The 576-nt window shown below is 69.4% G+C and carries 1 protein-coding gene; it reads right to left on the bottom strand.

Features of this window, described 5'->3' with window-relative positions; all coding sequences use genetic code 11:
- Positions 1-576, bottom strand: a 576-nt coding sequence (locus ACTJLF_RS34680) for an ATP-binding cassette domain-containing protein (protein ID WP_440884912.1), incomplete at both ends; no start/stop codon positions are given.

Raw genomic sequence — 576 nt, 5'->3', positions numbered from 1 at the left:
GTCGCAGAGGTGGTTGACCACCGCGAGGTCGTGGCTGATGAGCAGGTAGCTGATGCCGAACTGCTGCTGCAGGTCCTGCATGAGGTTGAGCACCTGGGCCTGCACCGACACGTCGAGCGCGCTCACGGGCTCGTCGGCGACGATGAGCTTGGGGCGCGTGATGAGTGCGCGCGCGATGGCGATGCGCTGGCGCTGGCCGCCCGAGAACTCGTGCGGGTACTTGTCCATGTCGGTGGTACGAAGGCCCACGGCGGCCAGCGTCTCGGCGGCGCGCTCGCGCTGCTCGGCCCGCGTGGTGGCTGCGAGGGCCTCGAGCGGCTCTGCGACGATGCGTGCGACCGTCTGGCGTGGATCGAGCGAGCCGTACGGGTCCTGGAACACCATCTGGAAGTCGCGGCGCGCCACGCGCAGTTCTTCCTTGGAGAGCGCGTGCAGGTTGCGGCCTTCGAGCGAGACGGTGCCGGAGGTCGGCGTGTCGAGCGCCATCACGAGCCGCGCGATGGTCGACTTGCCCGAGCCCGATTCGCCGACGATGCCGACGCTCTGGCCGGCCTGCACGTCGAAGCTCACGCCGTT

Source organism: Variovorax sp. 22077 (assembly GCF_052044195.1).
Classification (GTDB): Bacteria; Pseudomonadota; Gammaproteobacteria; order Burkholderiales; family Burkholderiaceae_C; genus Variovorax; species Variovorax atrisoli.
This window is presented reverse-complemented; position numbering and strand designations above follow the sequence as displayed.